We start from the raw sequence: 25,289 nt of genomic DNA on the forward strand, positions 1-25,289 counted from the left end.
GGTCTCAGGCCGTGGCCGGTTCCGGTGCGCGGGGCGCGGGGCCCGCGGCGGCGGTGTCGAGCGGCTGCGGCGGCGCGTTGAAGACGGCCTCGTCGAGGCGGCCTTCCGAGCGCGCCACCAGGACTGGCACCACCATCTGGCCGGTGACGTTGGTCGCGGTGCGGATCATGTCGAGGATCGGGTCGATCGCCAGCAGCAGGCCGACGCCCTCGAGGGGCAGGCCCAGCGTGCTGAGCGTGAGCGTCAGCATGACGATCGCGCCGGTCAGTCCGGCCGTCGCGGCGGATCCGACCACCGAGACGAACGCGATCAGCAGGTAGTCGCCCACCCCGAGCGGCACGCCGAACACCTGGGCCACGAAGATCGCCGCCAGGGCCGGATAGACCGAGGCGCAGCCGTCCATCTTGGTGGTGGCGCCGAACGGCACGGCGAAGGAGGCGTAGGCGCCGTCCACGCCGTTGCGCTCGATGGTGACCTTCTGGGTCAGGGGCAGCGTGCCGACGGAGGAACGCGAGACGAAGGCCAGCTCGATCGCGGGCCAGGCGTTGCGGAAGAACTGGATCGGGTTGACCTTGCCCCACACCGCCAGCAGCGTCGGATAGACGGCCAGCAGGACGATGAAGCAGCCGACGTAGACACCGACGCTGAACTTGGCGAGCGGCGCGAGCAGGTCCCAGCCGTACGTGGAGACGGCCTTGCCGATCAAGCCCGCCGTGCCGAGAGGGGCCAGCCGGATGACCCACCACAGTGCCTTCTGCACCAGCTCCAGCACGGACCGGCCGAGGTTCAGGAACGGCTCGGCCTTCTCTCCGACGGCCAGGGCCGCCGCGCCGAGCACGACCCCCAGGAAGACGATCTGGAGGACGTTCACCTCGGTGAAGGCGGTCACGACGTTCGTCGGCACGACGCCGGTGACGAAGTCGATCCAGCTGCCGGAGCTCTCCGGCGCCTTGGCCGTTCCGGTGTCGAGGGTGACGCCCTGGCCGGGGTTGATGATCAGGCCGAGCCCGATCGCGAACGCCACCGACACGAGCGCGGTGAGAAGGAACCAGAGCAGCGTCTTGGACGCGAGCCTGGCCGCGCCGCTGACGTTGCGCAGGTTGGCCACGCTGACCAGCACGGCGGTGAAGACCAGGGGCGGGACGGCGAGCTTGAGCAGCTGGACGAAGATCGCGCCGACCTGGGTCAGCGTCTCGGCGAGCCAGGTCACGTCCCAGATCCTGGCGACGAACCCGAGCGCGACGCCGGCCACGAGGCCGAGCAGCAACTGCAGGGAGAAGGACAATCTCTTCACGGGGGAGCTCCGAGGTTTCGCGGCATGCCGAAGGGCACGCCCATGGGTGGAGGGTCGTAGGCGGAGCGATCAGAGACAGAGAGAGCCGCGCGTCCGGCACAGGTCGATGTGCAGCCGGCCAACCAGGCGCACGAGCACGACAGAGAACCTCACGAAGCCGGTTAACTACTCTGTAGTTACGGATATTCCCCAGTGAGTGTGTTTTAGCCCACTATTCGGCGATCTCCTTGATCGTTTCGATGAGGCGCACGCGCTCCTCGTGCGTCCTGCCGAGCGGCGTCACGTTGAGCGTGGTCACGCCCGAGTCCTTCAGCGCCCGCACGCGGTCGCGCACGAACCCCTCGCTGCCGATCAGCGACATGTTCTCCAGCAGCTCGGTGGGCACCAGCGCGGCGGCGGCGTCCTTCTGGCCCTCCAGGTAGAGGTCCTGGATCTGCTCGGCCTCCTTCTCGTAGCCGTAGCGCCTGGCCAGGTCGTTGTAGAAGTTCTTCCCCTTGGCGCCCATGCCGCCGATGTAGAGCGCCGCCATCGGGCGGCCGAACTCCAGCAGCCCCGCCACGTCGTCGCCGATCGCCAGCGACGCCTGCGCGATCACGTCCAACTCGCCCAGCTCCGGGTCGCGCCCGGCCTTGCCCGCGGCCAGCGAGGGACCCCACACGTCCGCGGCCTTCTCGGGGTAGTAGAAGATCGGCTCCCAGCCCTCGGCCAGCTCGGCGGCCAGCTCGACGTTCTTGGGGCCGATGGCGGCGACCACGATCGGGATGCGGGAGCGTACCGGATGGTTGATCAGCTTCAGCGGCTTGCCCAGGCCCGTGCCCTGGCCGAGCGGCAGGGGCAGCGTGTAGTGCCTGCCGTCGTGCTCCAGGCGCTCGCGCCGCCACACCTTGCGGCAGATCTCGATGACCTCCCGCGTACGCCCCAGCGGCGCGGTGTACGGCACCCCGTGGAAGCCCTCGATCACCTGCGGCCCCGAAGCCCCCAGGCCGAGCGTGAAGCGCCCGTCGGAGACGTAGTCGAGGCCCGCGGCCGTCATGGCCAGCAGCGCCGGCGTGCGGGAGTAGATCGGCAGGATGCCGGAGGCGATCTCCAGCCGCTCGGTCCTGGCCGCGATGTAGCCCATCTGGCTGACCGCGTCGAACGAGTAGGCCTCGGCCACGAACACGATGTCCAGGCCCGCCTTCTCGTAGTCGGACAATTCTTCCACCGACTCCTTGAAGCCGCCCGAGTAGTTGAGTGCCATACCGATGCGCATGCCGGGCTCCCACTGACCGAATGTTGTTCCGTTCGAGTGGGAACAGGCTATCGTGTCGGCTGTTCGGAGCGGGAGCCGCTAATCTGGATCAGATGCTGAGCCGGATCGTCGTCATCGTCTCGGCCGCGGTGGCCATGACTCTGGCGGGGCATGGGCTGATCCCGGCCCTGGGCGGGTTCACGCCCGTTCTGGAGAGCCTGCTGCCCTGGATGGGCTGGTCCGTTCCCGTGTTGCTCGCGGCCGCCACGATGGCACGTTCCAGGGCTGCCGCCGCCGCGGCGCTGGTGCCCGGGATCGTGTGGGCGGTGATGTTCGGGTCCACGCTGCTGCGCACGCCGCCGGGCGGCCCCAGCGACCTGACCGTCGGCACGGTCAACGTCGGCGTCACCAACAACGCCTCGGGCGAGGCCGTGCGGCAGGTCGCCAAGGATCTCGACCTGCTCGCCGCCCAGGAGCTGACCCGCGGCGGGCCCGCGGCCAAGCAGCTCAACAAGATGTTCCGCTACCGCTATCCGGTCAGCACGGTCGGCCTGTGGAGCCGCTACCCGATCACCAAGAGCAGGCCGCTCGACGTCGGCATGGGCTGGCCGCGGGCGCTGCGCGCCGTGATCTCCACCCCCAAGGGCAAGGTGACCGTCTACGTCATGCACCTGGCCTCCGCCCGGCCCGGGCACACCACCTCGCGCGACGCCTCGCTCGCGCAGGCGCGCAGGCTCATCGACGCCGACTCCAGCAAGCGCATCCTGCTGCTCGGCGACCTCAACACCGCCACCACCGACCGGGGCATGCGCGGGCTCACTCCGCCGCTGACCGACGCCCAGACCGCGGCCGGCGACGGGTTCGGCTTCACCTGGCCGTCGGAGTTCCCCGTCACCAGGCCCGACCACATCCTCTACAAAGGCATGACGGCCACCAGGGCGGGCGTGGCCCCCGCGACCGGCAGCGACCACCGCGCGGCCGTGGCCTCACTCCGCCTCTAGCAGGTGCAGGTCCTGCGGCGTGTCGATGTCGGCGGGGTCGCCGTGGCCGTCGCACGGCACCTCGGTGACCAGCTCGGGATGGGCCTTGATGTACGCCCGCGCGCCGACGTCGCCCTCGGCCAGCTCCGCCACCCCGGCGAAGTGCTCGTGGCCGATCAGCACGGGGTTCCTGCGCCGGCCACCATAGGTCGCCACCGCCAGCCCCGCGCCGGACGCGACCAGCGCGCGCACCGCGCCCGGGCGGATCAGCGGCTGGTCGACCAGCGCGACCACCACGGACTCCGCCTCCTCGGGCAGCGCGGCCAGCCCCACCCGCAGGGACGAGCCCATGCCGGACGCCCAGCCGGGGTTGCGCACGGTCACCGCGCCCCGCACCTGCACGGTGGCCGCGCCGAGCACCACCACGACGGGATGGCAGCCGCCCTCCTCCAGCAGCCGCACACCCCGGTCGACCAGCCGCTCGCCGGCATATTCCACCAGTGCCTTCGGCGTGCCCAGCCGGGAGCCCCGCCCGGCGGCCAGCAGCAGCCCCGCCACCCCGCCGGATTTCATGGGCCCTCGTGGTGGATGCGGCCCCGCGTGGTGGACAGCGGGGCGCCCGAGCCGCCCCAGCGCAGCTGGATCAGCTCGGCGGCGATGGCCACGGCCGTCTCCTCGGGGGTGCGCGCGCCGAGGTCGAGACCGATGGGCGAGCGCAGCCGGGCCAGCTCGTCCTCGGTGAGTCCGGACTCGCGCAGGCGCACGAGCCGGTCGTCGTGGGTGCGGCGCGAGCCCATGGCGCCCACGTAGCCGGCGCGGGTGCGCAACGCCACCTCCAGCAGCGGCACGTCGAACTTGGGGTCGTGGGTGAGCACGCAGATCACCGTGCGCTCGTCCACCTCCACGGAGGCCAGGTAGTCGTGCGGCCATTTGACCACCACCTCGTCGGCGTCGGGGAACCGCTTGGCGGTGGCGAAGATCGGCCGGGCGTCGCAGACCGTGACGTGGTAGCCGAGGAACTTGCCCACCCTGGCCACGGCCGCGGCGAAGTCGATGGCCCCGAACACCAGCATCCGCGGCGGCGGCGCGAACGACTGGACGAACACCGCCAGGTCGTCCAGCCGGCGCTCCCCCTGGCCGCCGTAGTGCCTGATGCCGGTCAGGCCCTGGGCGAGCATGCCGCGGGCGTCGTCGTCCACGGCCTCGTCGAGACGCTCCAGGCCGAGGCTGCCCGACGAGCGGTCAGGCCAGATGATCCGGCGGGCGCCGACCTGGCCGGGGCCGGAGACGATGGTGGCCACGGCAACCGGCCGGCGCTCCTGCACGGCCGCGGAGATCTCCTCCAGCTCGGGGAACGTCTCCCGCGAGACGGGCTCGACGAAGACGTCGATGATGCCGCCGCACGTGAGCCCGACGGCGAACGCGTCGTCGTCGCTGACGCCGTACCGCTGCAGGACCGGCCGGCCGGTCTCCGTGACCAGCTCCGTGGCCAGCTCGAACACCGCGCCCTCGACACAGCCGCCGGACACGCTGCCGGCCACCTCCTCGCCGCGCACCGCCATGGCCGCGCCGGGGGGCCGGGGGGCGCTGCTGAACGTGCCGACCACGGTCGCCAGCCCGAACCGGTGCCCGGACCTCCACCACTCCACGATCTCCGGCAGCACGTCACGCATGGGCGAGCCTTTCGCTGAGTTGCTCGTAGGCGGCCAGGCTGTGCCCGGCCACCAGGTCGTCGAGATGCGGCAGAGCGGCCCGCATGCCGCCGGTGAGCGGCTGGTAGTCCGCGTATCCCTTGTGCGGGTTGACCCAGACCACGCGGTGCGCCTGCCGGGCCAGCCTGGCCATCTGGGCACCGAGCAGGGCGGGGTCGCCGCGCTCCCAGCCGTCGGAGGCGATCACCGCGATCGTCCCTCTGGCGCTGTAACGAGCCAGGTACTCGCGGAGTTCCTCCCCCAGGCGGGTCCCCCCGCTCCAGTCGGGAATGGTCTTGGAGACCTCGTTCAGCGCCGTCCCCGGGTCGCGGTGGCGCAACTCGGCGGTGATCGAGGTCAGCCGGGTGCCGACGGAATAGACCCTGGTGGCCCGGGGCTCGCTCCTGACCAGCGCGTGGGCGAAGCGGAGCAGGGTCTCGGCGTACGGGGCCATGGAGCCGCTGACGTCGACGAAGAGCACCACCGTACGCGGCCTGGTGGTGTGCCTGCGGTGCCTGAGCCGCGCCACGTCGCCCTTCCTGAGCGCGTCACGGATGGTGCGCCGCTGGTCGAGCACGCCCCGGTGGGCGCTCTCGAACCGGCGCGAACGCCGCCGCGCCCGCCCGCCGCGCAGCAGGGAGAGCATCCGGTGCACCTCGGCCCGTTCCGCCTCCGTCAGCCGGGCCACGTCGCGGTGCCGCAGCACCTCCGCGCGGCTCGCGGTGGCCGGCGCCGCCGTCCCGTCGTCGGCGCCGTCCTCGCCGCCGCTCTCGGCCTGCGCGGCGAGGTGCCGGGTCACGCTGGACGTGCTCGTACGGGCGACGCCCGCCCGCGCCCCGCCGAAGTAGGCGGCGAAGCACCGGTCGTATCGCGGCAGGTCGTCGGGCGTGGCGCACAGGGTGAGCCGTCCGGCCCAGTAGACCTCGCCCGGGTCGGTCACGTCGAGGTGGCCGAGCGCCCTGAGCAGGTTCTGGGTGCGTTCGTGGTCGGCCGCGACGCCGGCCGCGCGCAGCGTCCTGGCGAACCCCGTCATGGTGGCGGCCAGCTCATCCATGGGCGAGCAGCCCGTTCCCGAGCACGGTGGCGACGTCCTCGCGGTATTTCAGCGCCGCGCCCAGCGTGGCCGCGGCCTTGCCCGGATCGAGTTCCTTGGCGCCGAGCGTCAGCAGCGCCTCGGTCCAGTCGAGGGTCTCGGCCACGCCCGGCGGTTTGACCAGGTCGGCCTGGCGCAGCCGCCCGGCCGCCCGCGCCACCTGCACGGCCAGCGTCTCGGTGCAGCCGGGCAGGCGGCGCAGCAGGATCGCGACCTCGCGGTCGAAGCTCGGATGCTCCAGCCAGTGGTAGAGGCAGCGCCGCTTGAGCGCGTCGTGCACCTCGCGCGTCCTGTTGGAGGTCACCACGACCACCGGCGGCGTCGCGGCCCTGACGGTGCCCAGCTCGGGGATGGAGATGGTGAAGTCGGAGAGCACTTCGAGCAGGAACGCCTCGAACTCGTCGTCGGCACGGTCGATCTCGTCCACGAGCAGCACGCTCGGCTGCGTCTCCACGGCCTTCAGCAGCGGCCTGGCGATCAGGAACCGCCGGTCGTAGATCTCGCCTTCGAGCCGGCTCACGTCGGTGATCCCGGCGGCCTCCGCGGCCTTGAGGTGGAGGAGCTGGCGGGCGAAGTCCCAGTCGTACAGGGCCTGCGCCGCGTCGAGCCCCTCATAACACTGGAGCCTGATGAGCGGTGCTTCAAGCAGCGCCGCGAGGGTCTTGGCCAGCTCGGTCTTCCCGACGCCCGCCTCTCCTTCGAGGAACAGCGGCCGCCCCATCCGCAGCGCGAGGAAGGCCGCCGTGGCCAGCCCTTCGTCGGCCAGGTAGGCGTGCCGGTCGAGGAGCTCGATCAACTTGTCCGGCGACTCGATGTCCATTGCCTTGATTGTCCGCCGTAGCACGCTTTCAGGCTACGCCGCCGCCGGGCTGGAACGGGAGGAGCGGCTATTCCTCGCGCGCCTCGCCGCGCTCGCGGATCAGGGCCTCCAGCTCGGCCGTGGCCCGGCGGGCGCGGGCCTTCTCCGAGCCCTGGATGCCCATGGCGCCGATCGTGCGCCCGTCGGAGAAGTCGATCCGCGGCCACGGGTCGCCCACGAGGAGCGTGACGTCGAGGATCTCCGGCCAGCTGTAGCGGTGGGTGCGGACGGCGTTGACGATCGTGATGCCCTCCTCGTCGGCCTCCACCCGCACCCGCCCCAGCAGGTGCAGCACGTAGGCCACCGCGCAGCCGAACGCCACGATCGCCACCCGGTCGGGCAGCTTGAACGGCGCGGCGATGAGGACCGCCATGACCACCGCCCCCAGCACGATCAGCACGGCGAAACCGTAGGCGACGATCCTCGCCCGGCGTGGACGCCAGGTGACGGGCAGGGGCGGTGCGGGCTGTGACACGAAGGAAACCTACCGCACGCTAATGGAGGTCCCTGAGGAGGAGGGCGGTCTCGAGCGCGGCGACGGCCGACTCGTATCCCTTGTCCTCCTTGCTGCCCGGCAGGCCGGACCTGTCGAGAGCCTGGTCGAGCGTCTCGCACGTGAGCACGCCGTTGCCGACCGGTGTGCGCTCGTCCAGTGAGATCCGGGTCAGCCCCGAGGTCACCGAGTCGCAGACGTAGTCGAAATGGGCGGTCTCTCCCTTGATGACCGCGCCCAGTGCCACGACGGCGTCGCAGCGGCGGGCCAGCGCCTGGGCCACCACCGGGATCTCCAGCGAGCCCGGCACCCGCACCACCGTCGCCACGGCGCCGCTGTCGTCGCACGCCTGCACGGCCCGCGCCACCAGCTGGTCGGTGATCGTGGCGTGCCAGCTCGCCGCCACCACCCCCACCGTCAGCCCGGACGCGTCCGGCGCCACCGCCCCGGGCCGCCCCTCACCGCTCATGACGCCTCCCCCGATGTCGTGGCGATGTCGTGGCCGAGCCGGTCGCGCTTGGCCAGGAGATAACGCTCGTTGTGGCGGTTGATGGCCACCGGCATGGGTTCGCGGCCGAGCACCTTGATGCCGTAGCCGTCCATGCCCTTGAGCTTGGCCGGGTTGTTGGTGAGCAGCCGCACCGACTTCACCCCGAGGTCGGCGAGGATCTGCGCCGCGTTGGAGAACTCGCGCGCGTCCACCGGCAACCCCAGCTCCACGTTGGCGTCGACGGTGTCGCTGCCGTTGTCCTGCAGGCTGTACGCCCTGAGCTTGGCCAGCAGGCCGATGCCCCTGCCCTCGTGGCCGCGCAGGTAGACGACCACGCCGCGGCCCTCCTCCGCGATGGCCGCCATGGCATGGTCGAGCTGCACCCCGCAGTCGCAGCGCAGCGAGCCGAACACGTCGCCGGTCAGGCATTCGGAGTGGGCCCTGACCAGGACGTTCTCGCCGCCGGACAGGTCGCCGTAGACGAGGGCCACGTGCTCGCCGCCGTCGAGCGCGCTGGCGTAGCCGTACGCCCGCCACATGCCGTGCGCGTTGGGCAGCCGCGTCTCGGCGACCCTGGTGACCATGCTCTCGGCGCGGCGGCGGTGGTCGGCGAGCTGCTCGATCGAGACCAGGGCCAGATCGTGCTCGTCGGCGAAGCGGCGCAGCTCGGGCAGCCTGGCCATGGTGCCGTCGTCGTTGACGACCTCCGCCAGCGCGCCCGCCGCCGACAGCCCCGCCGCCCTGGCCAGGTCGACGGCCGCCTCGGTGTGGCCGCGCCTGGCCAGCACGCCGCCTTCGCGGTAGCGCAGCGGGAAGATGTGGCCCGGGCGTACGAGCTCGTCGGGCTCGGTGGCGGAGTCGGCGAGCGTGCGGATGGTCTGGGCCCGGTCGGCGGCGGAGATGCCCGTGGTGACGCCGTCGCGCGCGTCCACGGTGATCGTGTACGCCGTGCGCATGCGTTCGGTGTTGTGGAAGACCATGAGGGGCAGGCCGAGCCGGTCGAGCTCCTTGCCCTCCATGGCCACGCAGATCATGCCGCTGGTATGCCGGATCGTGAACGTGCACAGGTCGGGCGTGGCCTTGGCGGCGGCGAAGATGAGGTCGCCTTCGTTCTCCCTGCTCTCGTCGTCGACGACCACGACGGGTTTGCCGGCGCGGATGTCCTCGATGGCGCGTTCGATGGGGTCGAGCCTGATGGTGTTCACTGCGCCACCGCCACCTGAAGCCGGGCCGTACGGGATTCGCGCAGCCACTTCACGAACCCGACGATGACCAGCACGAAGAACACTGCGTACACGTAGCCGGAGACCACGAGCCCCGAGTAGAACGCCACCGGCACCCCCACCAGGTCGACGGCCACCCACACGATCCAGAAGTCCACCAGCGCCCTGCCCTGGGCCCAGGTGGCCAACGCGCTGCCGACGAAGATGTAGGCGTCGGCCGCCACCAGGAAGGCGCCCTCGGGCAGCGGCACCGTGGCGCCCCACGACAGGCCCGTGACATAGAAGAGCAGGCCGACCGCGGCGGTGCCCAGCACCATGAAACCGATCAGGACGAGCCGTTCCCACCACCGCGCCGGGCGGATGGCCAGCTGCCTGCCGTTCTCGGTGCCGCGCCGCCAGGCCCACCACCCGTAGATCGCCAGGCCGGCGAACATCGCCTGCTTGAGCGCGTTACCGGTGATGTGCGCGTTGATGGAGGCGATGAACAGCAACACCGAGCCGGTGAACTGGACCGGCCACGTCCACATCGACTTGCGGATGGCGAGCAGGACCGTCGACAGGGCGGCGATGTTGCCCACCAGGTCGGTCCACAACACATGCGTGCCGAATATCTCAAATCCGGCGTCGGCCCAGTTCACTTCGTGGCCACCAGCCTCTCCACATATTTAGCGATCACGTCGACCTCGATGTTCACCATGTCGCCCACCTGGCGGTCGCCCAGGGTGGTGAGCTTGAGCGTGGTCGGGATGAGGCTCACGCCGAAGCTTTCGTCGTCAACCGTCGTGACCGTCAGGCTGATTCCGTCGATGGCGATCGAGCCCTTCTCCGCGACGTAGCGGGCGAGCGGCTCCGGCAGCGAGAACCGCACGTCGTCCCAGCTCTCACCGGGCTCCCTGGACAGCAGCGTGGCGGTGCCGTCGACGTGGCCCTGCACGATGTGGCCGCCCAGGCGCTGGTCGGCGCGTACGGAGCGCTCCAGGTTGACGGCGGAGCCCTCGATCAGCGCGCCCAGGGAGCTGCGGTCGAGCGATTCCCTGATCACGTCGACGGTGAACACGTCGTCCTCGACCGTCACGACCGTGAGGCACACTCCGTTGACCGCGATGGAGTCGCCATGCCGGGCGTCGGAGGTGACGAGCGGCCCGCGCACCGCCAGCAGGGCTCCGCCTCCCGACCGTTCGATGGCCACGACCTCGCCTTTTTCCTCGATGATTCCGGTGAACATCACTGCTCCCTGCCTAGTGGGTGGGCGGGCCGGGCGATCAACCGAAGATCCGGCCCAATGAGGGAAAAGTCATCAAAGGTCAGGCGGTGGATCTCGCCGATCGTGCCCACCCCCGCCGCGCCGAGCGCGGCGCTCCCCGAGCCGAGCAGCGCGGGCGCCACGTAGGCCAGCACCCGGTCGGCCAGACCCTGCCTGACGAACGAGCCGGCCAGCGTGGGCCCGCCCTCCACGAACACGCCGACCACCTCGCGCGCGGCCAGCTCCCGCAGGAGGGCGCACAGGTCGAGGCCGCCCTCGTGGCGGGGCAGGCGCAGCAGGTCGGCTTTGAGGCCGGTGCGGGTGTCGTCGGCCACCGCGACGAGCGTGGGCGCCCGGTCGTCGAGCACCCTGGCGTGCTGAGGGGTGCGGCCCTCGGTGTCGATCACGACTCGCAACGGCGCACGGACACCCCGGGCGGGGCCGTCGTCCCCATCGTGTCCGGGCGGGCGGGCGGTGAGGCTGGGATCGTCGGCCAGGACGGTGCCGATGCCGGCCACGATCGCGTCGGCGGCGGCGCGCATCCGGTGCACGTCGGCCCGCGCCTCGGGAGAGGTGATCCACTGGCTGGTGCCGTCTTCGGCGGCCGACCTGCCGTCGAGCGTCGCGGCGAACTTCCAGGTCACGTGGGAACGCCCGAGCCGCGCGTACGTGAGCCACTCCTCGTTGCCCCGCTCGGCCGCGCCGGCGAGCACCCCGGTCGTCACGGGCACGCCGTGCGCCCGCAGCCGCGCGGCCCCGCCCGCCGCCTTCGGGTTGGGGTCGGTCACCGCGATCACCACCCGCGCGATGCCCGCGTCGAGCAGCGCCCGGCTGCACGGGCCCGTCCTGCCGGTGTGGTCGCAGGGCTCGAGGGTCACGTAGGCGGTGCCGCCGCGGGCCCGCTCTCCGGCCTGCGCCAGCGCGACGACCTCGGCGTGCGGCCCGCCGGCGTACGCGTGGAACCCCTCGCCCGCCACCTGGCCGGCCGCGTCGAGCACGACGCAGCCCACGACGGGGTTGGGGCTGGTGGTGCCGCGCCCGTGCCCGGCCAGTTCGATGGCGCGCGCCATGTGCGCGGCGTCCTGCTCGGGAGTCTCCACCCGGGTCTCCTACTCGCCAGTAGCTCTTCGCCACGGCGGGCCCCGGGGGACGTGCGATGGTGCACCCGTGCACCACAGCAGGCGCCCGGTTGGGACACCGGACACCTCGCGCGCTTCCTCCCATCCGGACTTTAACCGTCGGTCCCGGAATTTCACCGGGTCAACCGGCCGATGGCATCGGCCGGGTCGCGGACTGTCACCGCCGGTTCGGAATTTCACCGACCCCGGAGCACGCTAGCTCTTCTCGCCTACCAGTTTGCCATGCCTCGATCCGGGCGCGCGACCACCCCGGGCACAATGACCAACCGACCGCTTGGTCAACGCCCTCAGGCTGCCATGATGCGGTGCGCGCGCCGGGCCGCCGGGCTGTGGAGCACATGCCCGGGGACCAGCCCGATCCCGGTGTGCAGGGTCCGGAGCGTGGCGGTCGCCCACAGGTCGCCGACCGGAGTGGCGGGCAGCCCGTACAGCCGTCTCGCCCAGCGCGGCAGCGTGGCGAACGCGAGCAGCGTCAACGCCGGCATCGCCGGCTTGAGCGGCGTGAGCAGGACCGGGAGCGGCGCGTTGAGCGACAGGCGCAGCGGGTGGGACGCCTCGGGGACGAAGCGCAGCCCCGGCCGCTCGGCGTCGATGTAGGCGCGCAGCTCCGCCACCGAGCCGGGCACCTCCTCCCCCCGCAACCCCACGACCTCGGCGGCCCGCCGCCACTCCGCGACGAACGTGTCGGCCTCGTCGTCCGTCAGCCGCACCCCCGCCCGGCGGGCGACCGACAGGTAGGAGTCGACCTCGCCGACGTGCACCCAGCGCAGCGCGTCGGGCTCGTCGAGGCGGAACGTGGTGCCGGTGTCGGGGTCGTGGGCGGTCAGCTTGGCATGGATCTTGCGTACGCGGCGGCCGGCCCGCTCGACCTCCGCGCGGGTGCCGTACGTGCGCACGCGGACGAACTCGGTCGTGCGGACGAACCGCGACCAGGCTTCGTTCGGATCCATGAGCGCGGAGTTCTGCAGCACCCCGCGCATCGCCCTCGGATGCAGCCCCTGCATCAGCAGGGCGCGAATGCCGCCCACCAGCAGAATCGGCTCGCCCATCACCCGCCACGTCACCGAGCGGGGCCCGAAGATGCCATGGTCGCCCATAAGTGGATGCTTACCCCGACAACCGGCATTTCATGTCACGAGCCGGCGCGCTCTGCGGCGGCCCTGAGCGTGTCGACGGCCGCCATGGGGTCGGACGCGCCGAAGACGGCGCTGCCCGCCACGAACACGTCGGCGCCCGCCTCGGCGCAGCGCTCGATGGTCTCGCCGGTCACCCCGCCGTCCACCTGCAGCCACACGCGCCCGCCGTGCCTGTCGACGAGCTCGCGCGCCCGCCGCACCTTCGGCAGCACCACGTCGAGGAACTTCTGCCCGCCGAACCCCGGCTCGACGGTCATCAGCAGCAGCATGTCGACCTCGCCCAGCAGGTCTTCGAACGGCTCGACCGCCGTGGCCGGGTTGAGTGCGAGGCCCGCCCTGGCCCCGAGCGCGCGGATCTCGCGCAGCGTGCGGACGGGAGCCCGTGCCGCCTCCGCGTGGATGGTGACGCTGCCGGCGCCCGCCTCGGCGTACTGAGGCGCCCAGCGGTCGGGCTCGGCGATCATGAGGTGGCAGTCGAGCGGCTTGTCGGTCGCCTTGCGCAGCGACTCGACCACCGGCAGGCCCAGGGTGAGGTTGGGCACGAAGTGGTAGTCCATCACATCGACGTGCAGCCAGTCGGCGTTGGGCACGGCGGCGGCCTCGTCGGCGAGCCTGGCGAAGTCGGCGGCGAGGATGCTGGGCGAGATCTGTACGGCCATGATGCGCCAGTCTATTGAACGGCCTGCACCCGTCTCGCCGGGGCCATCAGCCCGAGCCTGATGAACAACACCGGCGCTCCCAACTGCACCCAGAGCGCCAGCAGCGCGTATCCGGCATACAGGACGGCGCCGGTCTGCGGCAGCTGCTCTCGCATGACGTAGAAGACGGCCGCGGCGACGAGCGTGCCGAGCAGCCAGCGGGCGACGCGCGTGCCGGGCGGCCCGCCCGCCTCGAACCAGCCGATCCGGTGCATGATCGAGGTGCCCGCCAGCGTGCCGGCCAGCAGCCCGGCGAGGATGACGACCCGGTCGAGGTTCTCGGGGTCGATGGCGCCGGCCGGGCTCCACGCCGCGGGCGGCGACCAGCCGGCGTAGGAGGTGTCGATGAGCGCCGCCGCGCCGACCAGCCCGAACGACAGCGCCGCGGAGGCGGCCAGCTGCGCCCACAGCGCCTGCCGCCGCCACCACTCCGTCACGGGGCGTTCCAGCGTGATGACGAGCACCAGCACGACCAGCCCGAGCACCACCCCGGCCACGACATCGGAGATGAAGTGCACGCCGAGATAGACCCGGCTCACGCATACCAGCCCGACGAGCCCGCCCGCCGCCCACCACGCCCACGGACCGCCCGACAGCGAGGCGAGCCGGCCCAGGCCGGCCGTGCCGCTCTGGGCGTGCCCCGACGGCAGCCCGAACGCGCCCTCCAGCGACAGCGGGCGGACGCGGGCGTCGATCCAGTACGGCCTCGGCTGGTGCCAGGCGAGCTTGGCGAGCGCGTTCGTGGCGCCCGCCACCATCACCGTGAGCCCGAGGCGCAGGGCGAGTGCGGGATTGACGCACCAGTAGAGCACGGGCAGGCACAGCAGGTAGAAGGTGTCGGTGCCGAGGGCCGACACCAGCTCCATCACCGGCAGGACCCACTCGGGCCACTGCTGGAGCCCGACGATCGGCCCGAGCTCCGCCAGGTGCAACTCGTCCAGGAGATCCACCCTGCCCATCGTGTCCCATCCGCGCGCCCTCATGCCCCGCGCGCCGATCCCGGCGGCATGATTCGCGCCGGGCCGGCCCGGTGAGCTGGGCGGACGGCGCGCGTAACGATCAGTGACGCTTGCGCAGCAGGGCCAGGAACATGGCGTCGGTGCCGTGCCGGTGCGGCCAGAACTGGACGTGCGGCCCCTCCCCCAGGGCTTCGACGCCCGGCAGGTAGGCTCGCGCGTCGAGCTGCTCGACGTCCTTCCTGCGGGCCGCGACGTCACCGACCACGACCCTGGTCTCGGCCAGGTGGGGAGAGCAGGTCACGTACGCCACGACGCCCCCGGGACGCACGGCGTCGAGCGCCGTGCCGAGCAGCCGCCGCTGCAGCTTGCCCAGGTCGCCGATGCCGGCCGGATCGCGCCGCCAGCGCGCCTCAGGACGCCGCCGCAACGCGCCGAGCCCGGTGCAGGGCGCGTCGAGCATGACCCGGTCGAACACCCCCTGCCGCCAGGCCGGCTCCGTGCCGTCGGCGGTGACCACGCCGGCGTCCCTGGTGGTCTGCCAGACCAGCCGCGCCCGGTGGTGCTGCAGGTCGGCGGCCAGCAGCCGGGCCCCTCCAGGGAAGGCGCCCGGGGCTCCGGCGTCGAGCCCCGCCAGGTCTCCGTGGACGGCGATGGCGTCCAGCAGCCCGGCCTTGCCACCGGGGCCCGCGCACAGGTCGAGCCAGCGCTCCTCGCCGGCGCCCTCGACCGGCACCCGGGTCAGGGCGAGCGCCACCAGCTGGCTGGCTTCGTCCTGCACGGCGGCGCGCGTCTCGCCGACCGCCGCGATCTGGCCGGGATCGCCCTCAGGCAGGTAGGCCGCGTAGGGAGAGTAGCGGCCCGGCGCGGCGCCCGCCTTCTCCAGCTCCGCCACCGAGCTGCGCCCCGGCCGGGCGACCAGCGTCACCAGCGGGCGGGCGTTGTCGGCCTCGAGCAGCGCGGTCAGCTCGTCAGGGCCGCCCAGCGCGTCGCGGAACGCGGAGACGATCCACCGGGGATGTCCGTAGGCGACGGCGAGGTGGCCGACCGGGTCGTCGGCCGGATCGGGCGCGACGATGGGCAGCCACTCCTCGATCGTCCTGGAGCCGATCTTGCGGAGCACCGCGTTGACGAACTTGGCCGCGCCCGCGCCGATGCGCAGGCGTACGAGGTCGACGGTGGTGCCGACGGCCGCGTGCGGCGGCACGCGCATGCGCAGCAGCTGGTGCGCGCCGAGCCTGAGGGCGTCGAGCACGTCGGGGTCGGGGGTGCGGTCACTGCACGTCTCGATGATCGCGTCGTACGTGCCGAGGCCGCGCAGCGTGCCGTAGGCGAGCTCGGTGGCCAGCGCCGCGTCACGCCCCCTGATCCCGCGCTCGCGCAGCAGGCGCGGCAGCAGCAGGTTGGCGTACGCGTCTCGCTCGTCGACGGCGCGCACGACGTCGAAGGCCGCGTTGCGAGCCTGATCGCGCGCCGGCTTCCGAGACGATTTCTGTGCCGATTTCTGGGTCTGGGCCGGTTTCTGGGCCGGTTTCTGGGGCCCGCGCGTACGGTTGCCGCCGGAGCCCTGGTGCCCCCTGGTCGTCATGCCCTCACACTTTCCGCGCGGCCGCGCCGTGCCGGGTCACTGGAAGCTCTCTTCGCCTTCCGGGCGGACCCCTCGGGCCCACTCGACGGCCCCCATCAGCCGCTTGCCCTGCGGCTGCACGTCGCCGAGCTCCACCGCGTCGGTCGCGGTGCCCACCAGCACCGACGACTTCGACGCGGCGATCTCGCCCGGCGCGAGCCGCTCGCCCGCGAGCACCCGCACCGGGCCGAGCTTCATCCGCTGCCCCCTGAACTCGCTCCACGCGCCGGGGCCCGGGGTGCAGGCCCGGATCAGCCGGTCGATGTGCAGGGCCGGTCTGTCCCAGGCGACCCGGGCGTCGGCGACGGAGATCTTGGGCGCGACGCTCACGCCGTCGGCTGGTTGCGGCCGGGCCTCCAGGGCGCCGTCCTCGACGCCGTCGAGGGTGGCGGCGAGCAGGCCCGCCCCCGAGACCGACAGGCGTTCCAGCAGGGCGCCGCTCGTGTCGGACGCCCGGATCTCCTCGGTGACCACGCCGTAGACGGGCCCCGCGTCGAGCTCCTTGACGATCTGGAACGTGCTCGCGCCGGTGATCTCGTCGCCGTGCAGGATGGCGTGCTGGACGGGGGCGGCCCCGCGCCAGGCGGGCAGGATCGAGAAGTGCAGGTTGATCCAGCCGTGCCGGGGCACGTCGAGGGCTGATTGCGGAAGCAGCGCGCCATAGGCGACCACCGGGCAGCAGTCGGGCTCGAGGGCGCGCAGCAGGTCGAGGAAGGCGGGATCGCCGGCCTTCTGCGGGCGCAGCACCTCGATGCCCGCCTCCTCGGCGAGCTCGGCCACCGGAGAGGGGTGGACCTTGCGGCCCCGGCCGGACTGGGCGTCGGGACGGGTGACGACCGCCACCACGTCGTGCCGGGGCGAGTCGATGAGGGTGCGCAGCGACGGCAGCGCCGTCGCAGGGGTGCCCGCGAAGACCAGACGCATGCTCTCAGAGCGCCTTTCCGCCGGTGGGGTGCGGCGAGGCCTTGATCACCGGGGCGGACAGCCCGCTCCACTCGGCCTCGCGCACGGCCTTCATGGCGAGCTTGCGCTGCTTGGGGTCCATGCGGTCGATGAACAGGATGCCGTCGAGGTGGTCGGTCTCGTGCTGGAAGCACCGGGCCATCAGGTCGGTGCCCTCGAGGACGACGGGCTCGCCGTGCATGGTGAAGCCCTTGGCCACGGCGCGGACGGCGCGCGGCGTCGGGAACGACAGGCCGGGGAAGGACAGGCAGCCCTCCTCGCCCTCCTCGTCGATCTCCGAGGACAGGTCGAGGTCAGGATTGATCAGGTGGCCGAGCTGATCGTCGACGTAGTAGGTGAACACCCGCAGCCCGACGCCGATCTGCGGCGCCGCCAGGCCCGCGCCCGGGGCGTCCATCATCGTGTCGGTGAGGTCTTTGACCAGCTTGCGGAGCTCCTTGTCGAAGTCGACGACCGGGGCCGCCGGGGTGCGCAGCACCGGATCTCCGAACAGCCGGATCGACTGGATCGCCAAGGGGGTCACTCCGTTTCTCGAACGTGGATCAGCCCAGTTTAGTAGAGCATGTCACCTGCGAGAGGCCTCCCGCGCCGCCCGCGGCCGGCGGCGGGCCGCTCACCCGCGCGGGGCCGTCGTGTTACGACGTCGTGCGCGGGCCGTCGTACACCAGCGAGCGGGCCTTCATCGCGGCCTTGCGCGCCGCCTTGACCACGGCCTGGTCGTCGTGGGCGGCGGCGAGCATGTCGAGCACCGCGATCGTGTCGGGGTGACCGACCGCGGGCATCTCACCGACGAGCTTGATCAGGTCTTCGCCGGGCTCGGGGGTGTCGAGCCGGCCGGCCGCGTGGCCCGACAGGTGCATGAGCGCGGCCAGGGAGTCGACCGCGATCCAGGTGTGGTCCTCGGGGCTGAGCGCCGGCGCCTCGAGGTCGCGGATGTGCAGCCACGAGGCGGCGTAGCGGCGCATCAGCGGATCGCCGAGCGCCTGCCTGACGGGCTGTTCCGCCTCAGGGCCGAGCTCTTCCAGGATCGCGCCCACCGCGCCGCGCTGGCCCGCCGTGCCGGAGGCGGCGATCTCGATCAGGGCGCGGGCGGCCGACTCGGGCGAGCGGCGCTCCAGCCACCCCGCGACGGCGCTCTGCGTGGCCGCTCCCTTGACCAGCTCGTCGACCAGCTCGGCCGCGGACAGGTCGGCGTACACCTCGACCTCGGCCGCGGTCGGCGCGTCGTGCCCCTCGCGCAGCAGGTCGCGGCGGATGGCCCAGACGCCGAGCGGGGTGAGCGCGGTGCGGCCCGCGGCGGTCTGCTCGACGAGCCCGCAGTAGGTCAGCAGCGACAGCGCCTCCAGCAGCTCGGCGGGCAGCGCCGCGGCGAGCCTGCGCATCTCGACAGGGCCGGGCGCGCAGGCGACCTCGTGGGACTGGAGGATGCCGCGGGCGAGGTTGGCGGTGGCGACGCCCGAGCGCACGGAGTAGATCGTGGCGAGCATCTCGGCCAGGTGGCCGTCGACCACGGCCGAGCCCGTCAGGCCCTCGTCGGCGCGGTCGAGCACGTCCATGACCACGCCGTCCCAGAACTCCAGCGTGGCCTCGACGGTGAGCTGCATCGACAGCGGCCCTCGCGAGGCCCGCCCGCCGAGGATCTGCAGCAGCCCGGTGTTGACGGCGACGATCCAGATCAGGCGCAGCCGGGAGGCCGGAACCCCGAGTTCCCCGGCCGCGGCCCGCGCGGCGGCCTCGTCGAGGTGCCCCTCGGCGGTCACCTGCCGGGTGCCCGTCCAGGTCGTGAGCCTGATGGCGTCGGCGACCAGCGGGACCGTGGGCACCGCCCTGGCCAGCTCGGCGTCGGGCGCCAGCAGGACCGGCGGAAACGTCAGCGCCTCATGCTCCACGGGAGTCTCCACAGGAGGCCGTGACGGCACTGCGGCCTGCTCATCGATCAGCTTGCGCAGCTCGGCGAGGTCGAAGACATTGTTGGCCACCCACGAAACTTACTGCACAGGAGTCACATGAGCGTACTCAACGGATGGCCCGGGATCGGGCCTTGAACGCGGCCTTGCGGGCCGCCTTGGCGACCGTGCCGTCGGGTATGGAGCGTCCGAGCAGCTCGAGGACGTCGACGACGTCGGGGTGGTCGACCCGCCACATCTCCTCGATCATGTGAGCGGGCGGGCCGGAGGCGGCCATGTTCTCGGCGAACACCTCGAGGTCCTCCTCGGCCGCCGGCATCGCCAGCGCGAGCATGTCGACGCTGACCCAGAGCAGCTCCTCCTGGGTGAGCTGGGGCGCGGGCAGCCCCCTGGCGGCCAGCCAGTGGATGGCGTGCGGGCGCAGCTCCTGCTCGTCGAGATAGTCGCGCACCTGCGGCTCGGCCTCGGGCCCGAGCCGGTCGACGATGGTGATCGCGATGCCGCGGGCCACGGCGGGCGCGCCGGAGGCGGCGCCCAGCAGCTCGGCCGCGGCCTCGCCCGCCTCCCTGCCGGTCAGCCAGCGGCTGATGTCGTCCTCGGCCAGCTCGGCGGGCACGCCTTCGAGCAGCCCTTCGATGAGGCCGCGGGCGTCGGCCTCGGCCAGGTCGGACGCCTGCGGGGCGTCGAGCCCCAGCGACAGGTAGTGCTCGCGCAACCCCCACACCGCCAGCGGCGTGAGCTCCGCGGTGTCGCCGGTGACCTCGATCATGCCGTGCCAGGCCAGCCGGTCGAGCACGGCGTCGAGGTCGGCACCGCCGTCGCCGGCGATCTCGTCGAGATAGTCGCCGATCACGGTGACGGGAACCCGAACCTGGAGCCGGTAGAGCATGTCGAACAGGTCGTAGAGGCCCTCGTCGAGCTCGGCCGAGCCGGTGACGGCGCCCCGCGTGCCCGGCTCCAGCATGCGGGCCACCGCCTGCGCCCACGCCTCCATCGGGTCGCCGCCGCTGCCGGCCGGCGGCTGCTCGGCCAGCATCGGCACCGAGGCGAGCCCGGCGCGCAGGTCGTCGAGGGAGGCCAGCCGGGCGGCCGGCAGCGGCGTGCAGCCCGGGCAGTCGCAGGGCGCCTCGCCCAGATCGGGCACCTCGCCGGACGGGATGGCGATCGACTGCTCGAGCGACTCTGGTCCGATGGAGCTGAACAGGCTCTTGGCCATGCCGAAGTTGGCCGGGTCGGCGAGGGCCTCCGGCATGCGCGGCTCGATCTCGTCGAGCCTGCCGCGCATGAGCGCCGCCGTCTCCTCGCCGACCGCGCCGCGCTCGCTGAGGTAGGCCACCAGAGTGCGGGCCGCGGACACGGTCTCCCGCGCGCTCTCCGGCGGCGCGATGACCTTGCGCGGATAGATGGACAACAACAGCTCATCGAACGTCTCGGGGGTGAAGTCACCCGGCTCGTTGACGTTGAGGTAGTCGCTGGCGTAGTCGCAGAGCAGGCGGACCTCGTCCGCGTCCACTTCGACGTCCCGCGAGCGCCCCCAGGCACGCAGGTCGTCGATGGCCTGGTTCACCCATTCGATCGACACAGGGGCACGCTAACGGCTGGCCATGAGTTGAGCGAATCGGGGAAACGGTTTAAATCAGGTCGAGCGGGTCGACACTCACCCTCACCACCTCCGGTGTCTTGCGCGCCGCGCGCACCCCGCTGGCGCCCTTGAGCGCGGCCGCCAGCGCGGCGCCCCCGGCCCGGCGTACCCGGATCATGGCGCGTTCCTGTCCCGGCTCGTCCACCGGCACGGGGCCGAGCACCTGGGCGTCGGGAGGCAGGCGTACCTCGTCGAGCATCTGCCTCACCGCGCTCGCCGCGCCCGTGAGCGTCGCCATCCGCACCGCGGGCGGGAAACCGAGCTCGGCCCGCTCGCCGAGCTCACGTTCGGCGTGCGTGATGGGGTCCCACCTGACCAGCGCCTGTACGGCGGGCAGCGCGGAGTCCCCCAGCACGACCAGTTCGGCGGCGGGGCGGAGCAGGGCGGCGGCGTTCATCCAGCGGCGCACCGCCTCCTCGGCCGCCCTCAGATCGGCCCGGCCGAGCAGCGCCCACCCGTCGAGCAGCACGGCCGCCGCGTACCCCCCTTCGGCCACGGGTTCCGCGCCGGGGGTGGCGACGACCAGCGCGCGGGTGGACGGCACGGTGGCCAGCACGCCGTCACGGCCCGACGTGCGCACCGGCACGGACGGGAAGGCCCTGCCGAGCTCCTCCGCCGTACGTCTGGCCCCCGTGACGACGGCACGCAGCCGGGGACTTCCGCAGGACGGGCACCGCCAGCGCGCGTCCACCCGGCCGCACCAGCGGCAGTAGGGTGCGGCGTGGCCGCCCCTGAGCGCCAGCGGGCCATGACACAACGGCCTGCCCTCGCCCGTCCCGCTTCCGGTCACCTCGGCCGGGCCGGGCTCGCCCTCCTGGCGGGCGGGGTGTTCCCGCCGGCCGCCCGCGCCGGGCTGCGCGGCCTGGGACGGGCCGCCGTACGGATCCCGGCCGCCGGTCCGGGCCGGTGTGGCGAGCGGGCCGTCGGCGCCGAGCCGATCGGTCCGGGACGGCCCTCGGTCCGCACCCGGCCCCTCCGCCTGCCTTGCATGGGACCGCCCGCTGATCGCACCGGCACCACCGGACTGCCCGGCCTGGAACGGCCCGCTGACCGGACCCGCATCACCGTGCCGCCCCACCGGGGACCGCCCGCCGGCCGGACCCCCACCACCAGGCTGGGACCGCTCGCTGACCGGACCCGGACCAGCTGCCGGGGACGGCTCGGTGAGGGGATCGGGGCCGCCGAGCGGGATCGCCCCCGCCATGGCCGAACCGGGGGATCTTTCACTCGACGACGGGAGGACAGAGGCGGCCGTCCTGGTGGGAGGCAGGACACACCGGGCAGGCGCACGGCAGTGCCGGCAGGCCAGGGCGGGCAGGTAGCCGCGTCTCGGCACCTGCACCAGCACCGGCCCTCTCTCCAACCCCTCCCGCAGGGCCCGCCAGGCGATGCTCGGCAGCCTGGCCTGCCGCGCCGCCTGGTCCTTGGCCAGTTCCGCGTCCTCTCCCGCTGGGCGCACGCGGGGGGCCAGGCTCCTGATCGTCGTACGGGCGGCCACGATCGGCCTGGCCCAGCGGGAGGCGATGAGCTGCGTGGCCTCCGCGGTGCGCGCGTATCCGCCGATCAGCATCGCCGCGCCGGTCCTGTGCGCCCTGAGCCCGAGCACCTCCCGGGCATGCGGGTACGGGGCCAGGCGCTCGGCGTGCAGATCGTCGCCGTCGTCCCAGATGGCCACCAGACCGAGATCGGCCACGGGGGCGAACATGGCGGCCCTGGTGCCGACAACGGCCCGCACCTGTCCTCTCAGCACCTTCAGCCACCGCCTGTACCGCTCCGCCGGCCCCAGATCTGCCGTGAGCGCCACGTGCCTGCCAGGACCGAGCGCCCGCTCGAACTCGGCGTCGGCCAGCGCCACGTCCTTGCCGTCGGGGACCACCAGGACCGCTCCCCTGTCGCCGTCCAGCGTCGCGCCCACGGCCTCGGCCATCGCCCTCGCCCACCCGCGGGCGCCGGGCAGGGCCGACCACACGGCCCGGGGCGCCCGCCCGCCGCGCAACGCGTCCAGGAAGGAAGGCCCGGTGGGATAGGCGTCCCAGGCGCTCTCCCCCCGCGCGACCTCCCCGCCGTAAGACTGCACCGCCTGCTGAGCACCTCCGCCCCGCGCCGCCTCCCCACCACCGGCCCGCACGGCCTGCTCAGCGCTTCCGGCTCTCCCGGCGCTCGCGGACGGCGCCGCCTGACCGTCACCAGCGCTCGGCGCCGCCTGGCCATCGCCACCGCGCGGCGCCGCCTGGCCGTCTCTCCCGCTCGGCGCCGCCTGCTCCGGCGACGGGGGCTCCTCCGCCGAGGACACCTGATCCGGCTGGGGCCCTCCCTCCACGCCGGCGGCCTCGACGGGCCGCTCCGCCGCACCGGCCGTCTCGCCGCCCCGCGGCACGGCAGCGGTCGCGTCACCGGGCTGAGGCCGCTCTCCCCCGCCGGGACGGGACGCGTTCCCCACGGTGACCGGATCATCGAGTCCGGGTCGAGTATCGGTAGTGGCGCGCGCGGCCGGGACGGGCGCATCGGGAGCCGGGGTCTTGGGGGTCTCCGACTCGACCTTGGCATGGCGCGGCGGGATGGCCAGGCGCAGCACGTCGGTCAGGGTGCCCGCGTAGCGGTCGGCGACGGCACGGGCCAGCCCGGCGATCTCCGGCGTGAGCACGCGCTCAGGAGAGACCACACGTTCGAGAGGCGTGAGCCGCCCTTCGTGCTCGCTCTCCTCGGCCCGCTCCAGCAGGAACCCGTCCACGAGCTTGCCCGCGAACCGCACCCTGACCCGCACGCCCGGCTCGGCCTCGTCGTGCATGGAAGCCGGGACCAGGTAGTCGAAAGAACGGTCGAGGTGCGGCAGCGGGCTGTCCACCACGATTCTCGCCACCGGCCGCTCGGGAGCGGGCACGGGAGCGCCTTTGGCGTCCTTGGACGACGCTGGAGGCCGCACGGCGTCGAGCGGCAGAAGGGCGTCGTCGGAGTCGGTCACGCCCTACGTCTACCAGACCTCACCACCCGCGGCGTCCGCCGGCCGCACACGGCACGAACACCGGATGCCGCATCCCTGGACAGGGAATGCGGCATCCGATTCGCCGGCTGACAGGCCGTTTCACTCACAGGCGCGAGCAGGCGTCACGACCCGTCGCACGGCGGGAGCGCCCCCACGATCCCAAGGGGCGCCACGACCACGCTCCTGCCGTCTCTGCCCGGGGGGATATACGCCGGCCGGCACGCGCCGGGAACATCCGGCCGCACGCCGGCCCCGGGCTCTGCGGAGCCCGGGGCCGGCGCGTCACGTCATGCGGACCGGCGCGTCCCGCGCCCCAAGGCCGGCCCGGGAGAGCGAGACGCCCGCAGCGGCGGGCTCACATGCCGGCGGCGGTGCGCAGGGCCTCGGCGCGGTCGGTGGACTCCCAGGAGAAGCCCTCACGGCCGAAGTGCCCGTAGGCGGCGGTCTCGGAGTAGATGGGCCGCAGCAGGTCGAGGTCGCGGATGATGGCGGCCGGACGCAGGTCGAACACCTGCAGGACGGCCTCCTGGATCTTCTCCACGGCCACCTTCTCCGTGCCGAAGCACTCCACGAACAGCCCGACCGGCTTGGCCTTGCCGATCGCGTACGCCACCTGGACCTCGCACCGGTCGGCGAGCCCGGCGGCGACGACGTTCTTGGCGACCCAGCGCATCGCGTAGGCGGCCGAGCGGTCGACCTTGGACGGGTCCTTGCCGGAGAAGGCTCCGCCGCCGTGGCGGGCCATGCCGCCGTAGGTGTCAATGATGATCTTGCGTCCGGTGAGCCCGGCGTCGCCCATCGGGCCGCCGATCTCGAAGCGGCCGGTCGGGTTGACCAGCAGGCGGTAGCCCTCGGTGTCGAGGTCGAGCTCCGCGAGCACGGGGTCGACCACGTGCTCCTTGATGTCGGGCGTCAGCATCTCCTTGAGGTCGATCTCGGCGGCGTGCTGCGTCGAGACGACCACGGTGTCGAGCCGGATCGGCGTGTCGCCGTCGTATTCGATGGTGACCTGGGTCTTGCCGTCGGGCCGGAGGTAGGGGACCGTGCCGTTCTTGCGCACCTGGGACAGGCGCTGGGCGAGCCGGTGGGCCAGTGTGATCGGCAGGGGCATCAGCTCGGGGGTCTCACGGCAGGCATAGCCGAACATGAGGCCCTGGTCACCGGCGCCCTGGCGGTCGAGCTCGTCGCCGTCCTCGCCCTCGCGGTGCTCGTAGGCGGCGTCGACACCCTGGGCGATGTCGGGCGACTGCGCGCCGATGGACACCGACACACCGCACGAGGCGCCGTCGAAGCCCTTGTGGGAGGCGTCGTAGCCGATCTCAAGGATCTTCTCCCGGATGACGCCAGGGATGTCGACGTAGGTCTCGGTGGTGACCTCGCCTGCGACATGGACCTGGCCGGTAGTGATCATCGTCTCGACGGCGACCCGGCTCTTCGGGTCGTCTTTGAGCATGGTGTCGAGAATCGCGTCACTGATCTGGTCGGCGATCTTGTCCGGGTGGCCCTCGGTGACCGACTCGGAGGTGAACAGGCGACGTGACAACTCAGTGGCTCCTCATGCAGCGGCTGCTGACGTATGTACGGCTCAGGGCCGACGGGCGGACCTGGGCTTCGCCGAAGTCTAGCCTTACCCGGCGCCCG

General features: G+C 72.7%; 23 protein-coding genes and 1 riboswitch. Of the genes, 1 reads left to right on the top strand and 22 read right to left on the bottom strand.

Annotated elements, in window-relative coordinates:
* Positions 1-4 precede the first annotated feature (4 nt).
* Both ABGB01_RS05950 and ABGB01_RS05955 read right to left on the bottom strand, forming a co-directional pair.
* Positions 5-1,294, bottom strand: a complete 1,290-nt coding sequence (locus tag ABGB01_RS05950; RefSeq protein ID WP_347771074.1) for a dicarboxylate/amino acid:cation symporter — start codon at positions 1,292-1,294, stop codon at positions 5-7.
* A 211-nt stretch (positions 1,295-1,505) separates the two neighbouring features.
* Positions 1,506-2,546 carry an LLM class F420-dependent oxidoreductase gene (locus tag ABGB01_RS05955; RefSeq protein WP_347771076.1) on the bottom strand — a complete coding sequence of 347 codons (1,041 nt, stop codon included), beginning with the start codon at positions 2,544-2,546 and terminating at the stop codon, positions 1,506-1,508.
* Positions 2,547-2,638: 92 nt separating this feature from the next.
* On the opposite strand from ABGB01_RS05955, the gene ABGB01_RS05960 reads away from it, so the two are divergent.
* Complete coding sequence (locus ABGB01_RS05960; RefSeq protein ID WP_347771078.1) at positions 2,639-3,526, top strand: endonuclease/exonuclease/phosphatase family protein; 888 nt, start codon at positions 2,639-2,641, stop codon at positions 3,524-3,526.
* Here ABGB01_RS05960 and ABGB01_RS05965 read toward each other — a convergent pair.
* The 20 genes from ABGB01_RS05965 to metK all read right to left on the bottom strand — a co-directional run bounded on the left by ABGB01_RS05965 (position 3,512) and on the right by metK (position 25,191).
* Positions 3,512-4,078: a nucleotidyltransferase family protein gene (locus ABGB01_RS05965; RefSeq protein ID WP_347771080.1), complete on the bottom strand. Its 567-nt coding sequence runs from the start codon at positions 4,076-4,078 to the stop codon at positions 3,512-3,514. The genes ABGB01_RS05960 and ABGB01_RS05965 overlap by 15 nt on opposite strands.
* Positions 4,075-5,178, bottom strand: a complete 1,104-nt coding sequence (locus tag ABGB01_RS05970) for an XdhC/CoxI family protein (RefSeq protein WP_347771082.1) — start codon at positions 5,176-5,178, stop codon at positions 4,075-4,077. Before ABGB01_RS05970 ends, ABGB01_RS05965 begins: the two co-directional genes overlap by 4 nt.
* Positions 5,171-6,250, bottom strand: a complete 1,080-nt coding sequence (locus tag ABGB01_RS05975; protein WP_347771084.1) for a VWA domain-containing protein — start codon at positions 6,248-6,250, stop codon at positions 5,171-5,173. The genes ABGB01_RS05970 and ABGB01_RS05975 overlap by 8 nt, the downstream gene beginning before the upstream one ends.
* On the bottom strand, positions 6,243-7,109 hold the full coding sequence (locus tag ABGB01_RS05980) for a MoxR family ATPase (RefSeq protein WP_347771086.1): 867 nt from the start codon (positions 7,107-7,109) through the stop codon (positions 6,243-6,245). The genes ABGB01_RS05975 and ABGB01_RS05980 overlap by 8 nt, the downstream gene beginning before the upstream one ends.
* Before the next feature lie 67 nt (positions 7,110-7,176).
* Positions 7,177-7,623: a PH domain-containing protein gene (locus ABGB01_RS05985; RefSeq protein WP_347771088.1), complete on the bottom strand. Its 447-nt coding sequence runs from the start codon at positions 7,621-7,623 to the stop codon at positions 7,177-7,179.
* Positions 7,624-7,642: 19 nt separating this feature from the next.
* Positions 7,643-8,110, bottom strand: a complete 468-nt coding sequence (gene ribH, locus ABGB01_RS05990) for a 6,7-dimethyl-8-ribityllumazine synthase (protein WP_347771090.1) — start codon at positions 8,108-8,110, stop codon at positions 7,643-7,645.
* Positions 8,107-9,336, bottom strand: coding sequence for a bifunctional 3,4-dihydroxy-2-butanone-4-phosphate synthase/GTP cyclohydrolase II (locus ABGB01_RS05995; RefSeq protein WP_347771092.1), 1,230 nt, complete (start codon positions 9,334-9,336; stop codon positions 8,107-8,109). Before ABGB01_RS05995 ends, ribH begins: the two co-directional genes overlap by 4 nt.
* Entirely contained in the window at positions 9,333-9,992 is a 660-nt protein-coding gene (locus tag ABGB01_RS06000) for a nicotinamide mononucleotide transporter family protein (RefSeq protein ID WP_347771094.1), read from the bottom strand. Before ABGB01_RS06000 ends, ABGB01_RS05995 begins: the two co-directional genes overlap by 4 nt.
* Positions 9,989-10,579, bottom strand: coding sequence for a riboflavin synthase (locus ABGB01_RS06005; RefSeq protein ID WP_347771096.1), 591 nt, complete (start codon positions 10,577-10,579; stop codon positions 9,989-9,991). The genes ABGB01_RS06000 and ABGB01_RS06005 overlap by 4 nt, the downstream gene beginning before the upstream one ends.
* Complete coding sequence (gene ribD / locus ABGB01_RS06010; RefSeq protein ID WP_347771098.1) at positions 10,579-11,697, bottom strand: bifunctional diaminohydroxyphosphoribosylaminopyrimidine deaminase/5-amino-6-(5-phosphoribosylamino)uracil reductase RibD; 1,119 nt, start codon at positions 11,695-11,697, stop codon at positions 10,579-10,581. Before ribD ends, ABGB01_RS06005 begins: the two co-directional genes overlap by 1 nt.
* A 106-nt stretch (positions 11,698-11,803) precedes the next feature.
* A riboswitch (FMN riboswitch) is annotated at positions 11,804-11,934 on the bottom strand.
* A gap of 89 nt (positions 11,935-12,023) precedes the next feature.
* Positions 12,024-12,833 (bottom strand): oxygenase MpaB family protein, encoded by an 810-nt coding sequence (locus ABGB01_RS06015; RefSeq protein WP_347621583.1) that lies wholly within the window; start codon positions 12,831-12,833, stop codon positions 12,024-12,026.
* 35 nt (positions 12,834-12,868) lie between these two features.
* A complete protein-coding gene (gene rpe, locus ABGB01_RS06020) occupies positions 12,869-13,531 on the bottom strand; it encodes a ribulose-phosphate 3-epimerase (RefSeq protein ID WP_347771100.1) in 663 nt (220 codons plus the stop codon).
* An 11-nt stretch (positions 13,532-13,542) separates the two neighbouring features.
* Complete coding sequence (locus ABGB01_RS06025) at positions 13,543-14,520, bottom strand: phosphatase PAP2 family protein (protein WP_347771102.1); 978 nt, start codon at positions 14,518-14,520, stop codon at positions 13,543-13,545.
* A 109-nt stretch (positions 14,521-14,629) separates the two neighbouring features.
* Positions 14,630-16,114: a transcription antitermination factor NusB gene (locus ABGB01_RS06030; protein WP_347771104.1), complete on the bottom strand. Its 1,485-nt coding sequence runs from the start codon at positions 16,112-16,114 to the stop codon at positions 14,630-14,632.
* Between the two features lie 36 nt (positions 16,115-16,150).
* Complete coding sequence (fmt, locus tag ABGB01_RS06035; protein ID WP_347771106.1) at positions 16,151-17,077, bottom strand: methionyl-tRNA formyltransferase; 927 nt, start codon at positions 17,075-17,077, stop codon at positions 16,151-16,153.
* A gap of 4 nt (positions 17,078-17,081) precedes the next feature.
* On the bottom strand, positions 17,082-17,630 hold the full coding sequence (def, locus tag ABGB01_RS06040; protein WP_347771108.1) for a peptide deformylase: 549 nt from the start codon (positions 17,628-17,630) through the stop codon (positions 17,082-17,084).
* Between the two features lie 121 nt (positions 17,631-17,751).
* Positions 17,752-19,095: a hypothetical protein gene (locus tag ABGB01_RS06045; RefSeq protein WP_347771110.1), complete on the bottom strand. Its 1,344-nt coding sequence runs from the start codon at positions 19,093-19,095 to the stop codon at positions 17,752-17,754.
* 37 nt (positions 19,096-19,132) lie between these two features.
* Positions 19,133-20,605 carry a hypothetical protein gene (locus tag ABGB01_RS06050; protein ID WP_347771111.1) on the bottom strand — a complete coding sequence of 491 codons (1,473 nt, stop codon included), beginning with the start codon at positions 20,603-20,605 and terminating at the stop codon, positions 19,133-19,135.
* Positions 20,606-20,654: 49 nt separating this feature from the next.
* The gene (locus ABGB01_RS06055) at positions 20,655-23,588 is read right to left on the bottom strand and encodes a primosomal protein N' (protein ID WP_347771261.1); all 2,934 of its coding nucleotides are present in this window, start codon (positions 23,586-23,588) and stop codon (positions 20,655-20,657) included.
* A 415-nt stretch (positions 23,589-24,003) separates the two neighbouring features.
* The gene (metK, locus tag ABGB01_RS06060) at positions 24,004-25,191 is read right to left on the bottom strand and encodes a methionine adenosyltransferase (protein WP_347771113.1); all 1,188 of its coding nucleotides are present in this window, start codon (positions 25,189-25,191) and stop codon (positions 24,004-24,006) included.
* Positions 25,192-25,289: the final 98 nt, after the last annotated feature.

This window comes from Nonomuraea sp. B5E05 (assembly GCF_039880665.1).
GTDB lineage: Bacteria > Actinomycetota > Actinomycetes > Streptosporangiales > Streptosporangiaceae > Nonomuraea.

Excerpts from the sequence above, each read along its gene's own strand:
- rpe (WP_347771100.1), bottom strand. The coding sequence starts at position 13,531 with ATGGCCGTACAGATCTCGCCCAGCATCCTCGCCGCCGACTTCGCCAGG.
- ABGB01_RS05960 (WP_347771078.1), top strand. The coding sequence starts at position 2,639 with ATGCTGAGCCGGATCGTCGTCATCGTCTCGGCCGCGGTGGCCATGACT.
- ABGB01_RS06030 (WP_347771104.1), bottom strand. The coding sequence starts at position 16,114 with ATGACGACCAGGGGGCACCAGGGCTCCGGCGGCAACCGTACGCGCGGG.
- ABGB01_RS06005 (WP_347771096.1), bottom strand. The coding sequence starts at position 10,579 with ATGTTCACCGGAATCATCGAGGAAAAAGGCGAGGTCGTGGCCATCGAA.
- ABGB01_RS06015 (WP_347621583.1), bottom strand. The coding sequence starts at position 12,833 with ATGGGCGACCATGGCATCTTCGGGCCCCGCTCGGTGACGTGGCGGGTG.
- ABGB01_RS05970 (WP_347771082.1), bottom strand. The coding sequence starts at position 5,178 with ATGCGTGACGTGCTGCCGGAGATCGTGGAGTGGTGGAGGTCCGGGCAC.
- ABGB01_RS05965 (WP_347771080.1), bottom strand. The coding sequence starts at position 4,078 with ATGAAATCCGGCGGGGTGGCGGGGCTGCTGCTGGCCGCCGGGCGGGGC.
- ABGB01_RS05975 (WP_347771084.1), bottom strand. The coding sequence starts at position 6,250 with ATGGATGAGCTGGCCGCCACCATGACGGGGTTCGCCAGGACGCTGCGC.
- ABGB01_RS05955 (WP_347771076.1), bottom strand. The coding sequence starts at position 2,546 with ATGCGCATCGGTATGGCACTCAACTACTCGGGCGGCTTCAAGGAGTCG.
- fmt (WP_347771106.1), bottom strand. The coding sequence starts at position 17,077 with ATGCGTCTGGTCTTCGCGGGCACCCCTGCGACGGCGCTGCCGTCGCTG.
- ribH (WP_347771090.1), bottom strand. The coding sequence starts at position 8,110 with ATGAGCGGTGAGGGGCGGCCCGGGGCGGTGGCGCCGGACGCGTCCGGG.
- ABGB01_RS05980 (WP_347771086.1), bottom strand. The coding sequence starts at position 7,109 with ATGGACATCGAGTCGCCGGACAAGTTGATCGAGCTCCTCGACCGGCAC.